General features: G+C 57.4%; 5 protein-coding genes and 1 pseudogene. 5 read left to right on the forward strand and 1 reads right to left on the reverse strand.

Annotated features, from left to right (window positions below):
• Positions 1-379: 379 nt before the first annotated feature.
• A complete protein-coding gene (locus FH061_RS29840; RefSeq protein WP_151639461.1) occupies positions 380-793 on the reverse strand; it encodes a 5-carboxymethyl-2-hydroxymuconate isomerase in 414 nt (137 codons plus the stop codon).
• A 565-nt stretch (positions 794-1,358) separates the two neighbouring features.
• Between FH061_RS29840 and FH061_RS29845 the strand changes: the two genes are divergently transcribed.
• From FH061_RS29845 to FH061_RS29865, 5 genes and pseudogenes are all read left to right on the forward strand, one after another.
• Entirely contained in the window at positions 1,359-2,387 is a 1,029-nt protein-coding gene (locus FH061_RS29845) for a Gfo/Idh/MocA family protein (protein WP_151639462.1), read from the forward strand.
• Between the two features lie 640 nt (positions 2,388-3,027).
• The gene (locus FH061_RS29850) at positions 3,028-4,848 is read left to right on the forward strand and encodes a pectate lyase (RefSeq protein WP_151639463.1); all 1,821 of its coding nucleotides are present in this window, start codon (positions 3,028-3,030) and stop codon (positions 4,846-4,848) included.
• A 319-nt stretch (positions 4,849-5,167) separates the two neighbouring features.
• Positions 5,168-6,880: a methyl-accepting chemotaxis protein gene (locus tag FH061_RS31710; RefSeq protein WP_151639464.1), complete on the forward strand. Its 1,713-nt coding sequence runs from the start codon at positions 5,168-5,170 to the stop codon at positions 6,878-6,880.
• A 150-nt stretch (positions 6,881-7,030) separates the two neighbouring features.
• Positions 7,031-7,564: a YgjV family protein gene (locus tag FH061_RS29860; RefSeq protein ID WP_225984982.1), complete on the forward strand. Its 534-nt coding sequence runs from the start codon at positions 7,031-7,033 to the stop codon at positions 7,562-7,564.
• A gap of 350 nt (positions 7,565-7,914) precedes the next feature.
• Positions 7,915-8,161: pseudogene (locus FH061_RS29865) on the forward strand (TRAP transporter substrate-binding protein); the annotation flags it as partial.

Genomic DNA, 8,161 nt, shown 5'->3' on the forward strand with positions numbered 1-8,161 from the left:
AACCGGCTGCAGGCGCGCCGCTTTCGCGAACGATGCCGACGTCGATCAGGCCGTAGATGGCAACGTTGGTCTGTGCAGCGGCAGAGCCGGAGATGGCGCCCAGTACGGCCAGTGCGAGTAGCGATTTCTTCATTATGGTTTCTCCTATAGGTGCTTCGTTCAAGTGTGCTTCGGCGCTCCACCTGGGTGCTTTACGCCGAACATCTAGGTTTTTCTGGCGATGAAACTTACTGCCTTCCTCTTCCAAAGTTCGCCTAGTCTTCCATTGGCAATCTCTTGCCGATGATCTTTTCCGCATCGCCGCTGTGTCAGCGGCGATCAACTTATTCCTTGTGCCGCATTCCCGGTTGGATTGCCGCGCGTTGCGTTCCGCGTGCCGCTATCCGGCGTACCGTGCGGTATTGGCGTTCCGGCGATCGATATGGTCCTGCAGGTTGTTCTGCTTGAAGTTGAGCGCCGCATCGAGCTCCTGGACTTCGAGCGACAGGCCGAGCGGCATGCTGTCAAATTGCCGCGCGAGCAGGCGGCATAGTTCGGCAAACATTGTTTCCCCAATCTGTTTCTTCGTCTGTATGTCGCGTCCCGCGGCAATCCGGATCACCACATGGACAAACGCGTTGTCCGGGTGACCGTCGCCGACACGGTATTGATCAACCGGACGCAGGCGGGTACGGATCGCTCCTTCGGCAAACATTCCGGTACTCACCGCCGAGCAATGAACGCCAGTCAGCAGCAAGGACAGATCGAGCTTGCCTTCAAGATTCGTGGAATGTTCAACCCAGATGTGCGGCATGACCTAGTCTCCTGTGCAGTGACGGCTCCTTATGCTTCCTTATTCGCCGGCTTGCTTAAAGCCGGGGAGCGGCAACTTGCTTTTTTCAGTTATTTTTGATGTCACACATCATACAAATTTATTTTGGCAAGCACAACAGAAGTTTTCAAATGTGATTCTTTTATGCAGCATTTTCCTGTGTCTTTGTTTCAAGGTGCGAAATGACATACTTGGAAATCACCTACTTCGAGTAGGTTTTTGTTGCTATTTAGACACAAATCATTCGCGACTTGACTTCGATTGGCCAATATTGGCCGAAATTCCGGTCGAATAGGACTATTTGTCCAAGCGTTACCTCTCTTTAGCGGCCGAGTTTACATATGCCAATCACCGTCGAGCAATAAAGATGGTCATGCACACGCAGTAGAATCGCAGTAAAGTGTGGGTCGGACATCTTACAAAATGTGAGGCTTCAGGAAGGCGGCATACCTGTCTGCGGTGGAATGACTGGTAACGGACAACACCTCAGTCAGCCTGCCTCTCAAGCATGCATTGAAGCGTTCGCAACAAGACGGAGAGCATCTTTATGTCAAGGATTCGTATTGCAGTCATCGGTGCAGGCATGGCCTTCGAGCCTCATGCGAGAAGTCTGCAGGACTTAACGCAGGAAGCGGAAGTCGCGTGCGTGGTGGCGAGGTCCTTACCCGCCCGGGAGACAGTGCAAAGCCGCTACGGATTTCCCGTTACGGAATCGGTGGAGCAGGTATGGCAGGACCCATCGATCAAGGCGGTGATTATTCTGACGCCGCCCAATACGCATCTTGAGCTGGTGCGTGCTGCCGCCGAAGCCGGAAAGCATGTGCTGCTCGAAAAGCCGCTGGATGTTTCCCTCGATAAGGCGCGGGCGCTTGTCGCTGTTTGCGAACAGAAGCAAATCATGCTCGGCATCGTATTGCAGCACAGGTTCCGGCAAGCGGCGCTCGCCTTGCGTCAAGCCTTGCACGACGGCGAACTTGGCAATCTCGTGTCGGTATCGGTGCAGATTCCCTGGTGGCGGCCGCAAGCCTATTACGATGTCCCTGGACGCGGCAGCAGGGAGCGTGATGGCGGCGGCGTGCTGCTAACCCAGGCGATACACACCATGGACCTTGCGCTCAGTCTTGCCGGCGAAGTGGAAAGCGTCTATGCGCATGCGGTCACCTCGGCGGTACACCGAATGGAAACGGAAGACCTGGTGGCCGCAGTACTGCGGTTTCGCAGCGGGGCCATAGGCAGCCTGCATGCCACCACGGCCTGCTATCCCGGGTTCGCGGAGCAGATCAGGCTCATCGGTACCAGGGGCTCGGCGTGCCTCGAAGGCGATTCCCTGCAAATCCGATTGATGGATGGCGCGCAGCGGGATATAGGGGCGCCCACCGTACTCGGGGGTGGCGCCGACCCGATGGCGTTTTCTCATGCAAATCACCTTGAACTGATCCGCGGCTTTCTTGCCGCTATACGTACCGGATCGAACCCCATGCCCGACGGTCGGGATGCGCTGCGGGTCCAGTGCCTGATTCAATCCATACTCGACTCTTCCGCCGCGGGACGTCCTCTGCCTGTCCCAGGCCACTGATACCAATCGCCATTCATTCCGTAACATGAGGCCGCGTCTTTTTCTGGCCGGCCGCGTCGTGCCCGGGATCCATTTTCCATAGTCCCGCCATGGATTCCCTGGCTGGCTGCAGACCTTGCAAGCTGAAAAATCCATTGATCTCCTTTGTGATGTCATGACCGGCGATTGGCATGACCGCCGCGACTGGCCACTGCTGATTCGCGTAAGAGGCCGCATGCGGGTCGCAGTCCGCCACGGAGTCCGAACATGCCTTTGCGATGCATGTTGCATCACTTGAATCTGATATGGATCAATACCCTCTCTAAATATGTATGACGTATGATGCCTAAGGAAAGACTTGGTCATTTCTTCCATGAGAGATGTGCGAAAACTTTTAAAGCTATCGTAAGCAGTTGAATGTATGCATAAATTTATGACTTCTAGCGGAAATTTGGATGTCATGCTGTGATGACTTCGAAAGATCCTATTGTGAAACAGCTTCGTTTTTCGTAAGATGTCTTACGAGATGGCTGGCATTCGGCATATGCAGAATCGAGATCGCCATCCACTTTCAAAGACAGGTGCCGTCGGTCTTGTGCCGCGCTCAAGAGCCAGTGCTGATGGCCGTCCAAGACTGAAAATCTAACGAGGAGACTAAGCTGTGAAACGACGCAATTTTGTGATTTCCATGCTTTCGCCATTGGCGCTGGCAGCTTGCGGTGGCAGTGACGGCGGAACGGACGCCGTGGCAACGACGCCGGTGACACCCAATCCCGCAACACCGAACACTGCGCGGACGGCCGCATCCTCCGCTCTCAAGCGCGCCGCCACCTACATGGACGAAAAAGTGTCCTACCGCGGCGGCTATGTCTGGTCCTACTCCCCCGACCTGACCCAAACCTTCGGCGAGATGGAAGCCAAGCGCACCATGTGCTGGATCCAGCCGCCCGGCACGCCTTCCGTTGGCCATGTCTACCTCGACGCCTACCATGCCACCGACGACGAGCGCTTCTACGATGCGGCGGTGCGTACCGGCCTGGCGGTGGTTGAAGCGCAGCATGCATCCGGCGGCTGGAACTATATCTACGACTTTGCCGGCGAAGAATCGCTCAAGCACTGGTATGACACCATCGGCAAGAACGGCTGGCGCCTCGAAGAGTTCCAGCATTACTACGGCAACGCGACCTTTGACGATGCCGGCACCGCCGTCGCCTCCCAGCTCATGCTGCGTCTGCACCTGGAGAAGAAAGACGAGCGCTTCCTGGCGCCGTTGCAGAAGGCCATCGCATTCATGGTCAATGCGCAGTTCGGGCCGGAATATGGCATTGCCGACGGCGGCTGGCCGCAGCGCTTCCCGCATTTCCCGGGCGCCGTATCCCAGATGCCCCGCCCCAATGCGGACCAGCTTCCGGCCGGCTCGAAATCCGGCATGGATGACGGCGACTATACGCTGCACGTTACCTTCAATGATGACGTCATGGGCGAGAACATCAAGTTCCTGACCATGTGCGTGGTGGCGCTGGGCCGCACCGACCTGATCCCGAACATTCGCCGCGCGATGGATTGCATGCAACGCATGCAGTGGACATCCGCCAACGGCCTGCAGTCAGGCTGGAGCCTGCAGCACCTGTCGCGCGAGACAGGCGGACGTCCGGCCGGCTCCCCGGCGGGCGCCCGCAGCTACGAGCCGCGTTCCCTGGCGACCCATACCACCCAGACCAATATCCAGCAGCTGTTCAACTACTTCCAGCTGACCGGCGACAAGAAGTACCTGGCCAATATTCCGAAGGCCATCGCCTGGCTGAAGTCCTGCCCGCTGCCGTCGAACGCGGTGCAGCTCAATCCCCTGCTGAGCGGCCGTACGCATCCGACTTTTGTCGAACTCGAAACCAACGACGCGCTCTACGTGCATCGCTATGGCTCCAACATCCATAACGGCGCCTATTACTACAACAAGGACATCACAAACACGCCGAGCCATTACTCCGCAGGCCGTTCGGTCGACGTCGCGGCACTCGAGAGGAAATACAACGAACTCAACGGCATGAGCAGCACGGCCATCGCCGACATGATTGCCAGGTCGCCGCTCAGCGTGAAGACCACGGCGGCGTTGCCGAAGTACTTCTCGATCCGCGAAGTGGATTTCCCGGATCTGTTCACCGGCGCGAAGATGACCACGCCGAACGTGCCCGAAACCGAAGTCAACCAGCTGGTTTCCGAGCTGGGCACGAAGGATTACTGGACTTCGCCGGTCGCCGAGATCGTCAATCCCTACCGCGGCGACGGCCCGACAACGCCTTATACCGGCACCGCTTATCGAAGCAAGCATGTGGGCGACATCTACGATACGTCTCCGTATCCGGCCGACAATCCGCCCGAGGTTGCGCCGTATGTGAAGCGGGAAAAGCCGCAGTTCATCGTCACGTCCGAGTTCATCAGAAGGATGGGCCGATTGATTGCGTTCATTGCTCCGGTGGCTTAAGACCGGACGGCCGCAGCGCGCGCAATGCGGGTTGCGGCCGATGTAAATGCTTCCTTTCCGCCTGCCCGGAGTGATTCCCAGGCGGAATTTCCGGCTTTCCGGAGTCACTGCCAGAGTCCGGTGTCTTGAATCCGCTGTTGTTTCCCAAGCTTGCTTATTGAAGGTGTTGTCTTACAGGTTGATCTTATTTCTCCATAGAAATATGATGTCTCGAAATGGAGTGGTCGCGAACACGCGGGCGTCCGATTGTCATGTGACGTTCATGCACCCGATGTGCCGCTCAAACACCAAGATGCCGTTAATAACAAGGAGGAAGACAATGCGCGCCCAACATCGATTCGCCAAAGCCGGATCGCGCCTGACCACGCTGCTTACAGCACGGTTTCAAAACCTGAATATTTTTCCCAAGCTGCTGTTGTCCTTCCTCGTGGTGCTGGCATTGACGGTGTTTTTGAGCCTGTTTTCAATGGCCCAGTTGCAAAAGGTCAACCACACCGCCACCGAGCTTGAGTCCCGCTGGCTGCCTTCCGTGCGCAGCCTGCTTGAAGTCAAGGCCAGCATGGCGCAGCTCCGGGCCGAAGAGATGGAGCACATCCTCGCGAACGACGAAGTGAAAATGCGCACGCACCAGATGCGCATGAACGACCTGATTCAAAAACTTGCCGCGGTCCGCGGTGAATATGAAAAGCTGCCGATTACCCCGGAAGAGCGCGCCATGTATGCGGAAGTCGTGAAGCTGTGGGATGAATTCAAGGCCGAGCACGACAACGTCATTACGCTTTCCTCGCAAAACAAGAAGGATGAAGCCATCATCTTCAACCGCGGATCGCTGACCCGTCTCTACGGCGAGATGCGCGAGCACATCGACTCCATGGTGCAGCTTGGCGTGCGCAACAGCGTAACCGCCAGCCGTGCAGGCAGCAAGGTGTATACGGATTCGCAGGTGTGGGTGGCCGCAATGCTGACCGGCACGGTGATTCTCGGCCTGCTCTTCGCGTTCGCCATCGCCAGGCTCGTGTCCCGCCCGCTGCAGCAGGCGGTCAGCGTCGCGCGCAAGGTGGCAGGCGGAGACCTGACCACCGACATCGTGCAGACATCGAACGATGAAACAGGCCAGCTCATGGCCGCGCTCAAGGACATGAACGATGCGCTGACGAAAATCGTCAGCGAAGTCCGCACCAGCAGCGACGCGATCGCCGCAAGTTCAAGCGAAATCGCGACGGGTAATGCGGACCTCTCATCGAGAACCGAGCAGCAGGCCGGCTCGCTGGAAGAAACAGCCGCCTCCATCGAGGAACTGACGGCGACGGTCAAGCAGAATGCCGAAAATGCGAGCCAGGCAAATCACCTTGCCACGGCGGCTTCCTCCATCGCGGAACAGGGCGGCAAGGTCGTTACCCAGGTCGTATCCACGATGGGGGAAATCAATACGTCGGCAAAGAAGATCGTCGATATCATCGGCGTCATCGACGGCATCGCATTCCAGACGAATATCCTGGCATTGAACGCCGCGGTCGAAGCGGCGCGTGCCGGAGAACAGGGCCGCGGGTTCGCGGTCGTGGCCTCGGAAGTGCGCAGCCTGGCCCAGCGCTCTGCGACTGCGGCGCATGAAATCAAGGCGTTGATCGACGACTCGGTCAACAAGGTGGCCACCGGCTCGCGGCTGGTCGATCAGGCCGGCACGACAATGACGGAAGTGGTCGCCAGCGTTCAGCGGGTTGGTGCCATCGTTGCGGAAATCAGCACCGCCAGCCAGGAGCAAAGCCTCGGCATCCAGCAAATCGGTCATTCGATGGCGGAGATGGATGAGATGACGCAGCAGAATGCCGCCCTTGTCGAGGAAGCTGGCGCCGCCGCCAATGCTCTGGAAACCCAGACAGGGAAATTGGCTGACCTGGTGCGCATCTTCAAGCTGCAGGAACAGCAGAGCCAGCAGGGCTGTGTCTTTACAGGCCATGTCTTGCCCGAGATGGCGGCGCCTGTCATTGCCAACGCAAGACCGGTGCGCAGGGCGCTTGGTCTTGCAAGCTGAGGATGGGCGGGTGACGATTGCCGCAAGATGTTGATAGGCAGGTCATGAACATCGTGAACAGCGGAATTGCTTGGCCTTCATGTAGTCGACCGGGATGAGCTCATCCCGGCCTTGCGTCCATCCACATAAAAACCAATAGCAAAGTCAATCTTGTTTTCGGAAATATTTTCTCCGGCGCAGTGTGCCGGCTATATCGCCTTCGTGCTCGGCGTAGGATCGTTCCTGCAGCGCAGCGACAAGGCATTCAAGATATTGATGGCAGGGGAATGCATCACATATGCGGTGCATTTCGCCCTGCTCGGAAACATGACGGCGGTGAGCAGTACGCTGGTCTCGACGCTGAGATCCGTTCTGTCCTTGTACACCAGGTCGCGCTGGGTTGTGGTGTTCATTCTTGCCCTCAATATCGGCCTCGGATTGAAGTTTGCAACGGGATGGATTTCCTGGCTGCCTCTGACCGCCTCCTGCATCGGCACCATTGCACTCTTCATGCTCAATGGCGTTGCCATGCGTGCGCTGATGCTGGTCGGTTCGATACTGTGGGTGGCAAACAATATTGCCAGCGGCTCGATCGGCGGTACGGCGCTCGAACTGGTCCTTATCGTCGTCAACATCTTCACCATGTTCAGGCTCCAGGCCGAGAAGGCTAGGGCGCTGCGCGGCCAGTCTGTGCCCGGAGAGTAAAACATCATACAAATAAGCGGCGCGCCATATTTTGGCTGGCCAAGTCAGCCGTCGCTCTGCATGGTTGCCGTTGCTTGTTGAATAGTTGTCCTTACGCTGGCAAATAGAAACGCGGCAAGCTTTATTACCTAGTAAAAAGCTGAAATGGACGAACTTGCGGACGCTTCTTGAAGCAATAAGGCAGGGAACTGATGGAAAAGCGCATGCCAATGAAAATAATTGTTTCAACATCATACATCTTACATATATAATCCACCCGTCACGGGTTACCGTCCACGCAGACTTGCGGCGTGACGATCCGGCAGCGACGCCATAAATATCCTTCAAAAAATATCCAAGGAGACTCGAGCATGAGCACCGCATTCCAGACATTCAAACGTACCGCCATGGCCGTGGCCCTGGCCGCCGTCGCCCTGACCGGCCACGCCAAGGACTTCCGTTCCGCCGACGTCCACCCCAACGACTACCCCACCGTCGTCGCCGTGGGCCAGATGGGCAAGGTGCTCGCCGAGCAGACCAAGGGCCGCCTCGGCGTCAAGGTCTTCGCCAACAGCTCCATGGGTTCGGAAAAGGATACCGTCGAGCAGGTCAAGATCG

Origin of the sequence: Noviherbaspirillum aerium, assembly GCF_008929045.1 — a bacterium.
Classification (GTDB): domain Bacteria; phylum Pseudomonadota; class Gammaproteobacteria; order Burkholderiales; family Burkholderiaceae_D; genus Noviherbaspirillum; species Noviherbaspirillum aerium.

Bases quoted from the DNA above. Each gene is read 5' to 3' on its own strand.
- FH061_RS29840 (WP_151639461.1), bottom strand. From the start codon at position 793: ATGCCGCACATCTGGGTTGAACATTCCACGAATCTTGAAGGCAAGCTC.
- FH061_RS29845 (WP_151639462.1), top strand. From the start codon at position 1,359: ATGTCAAGGATTCGTATTGCAGTCATCGGTGCAGGCATGGCCTTCGAG.
- FH061_RS31710 (WP_151639464.1), top strand. From the start codon at position 5,168: ATGCGCGCCCAACATCGATTCGCCAAAGCCGGATCGCGCCTGACCACG.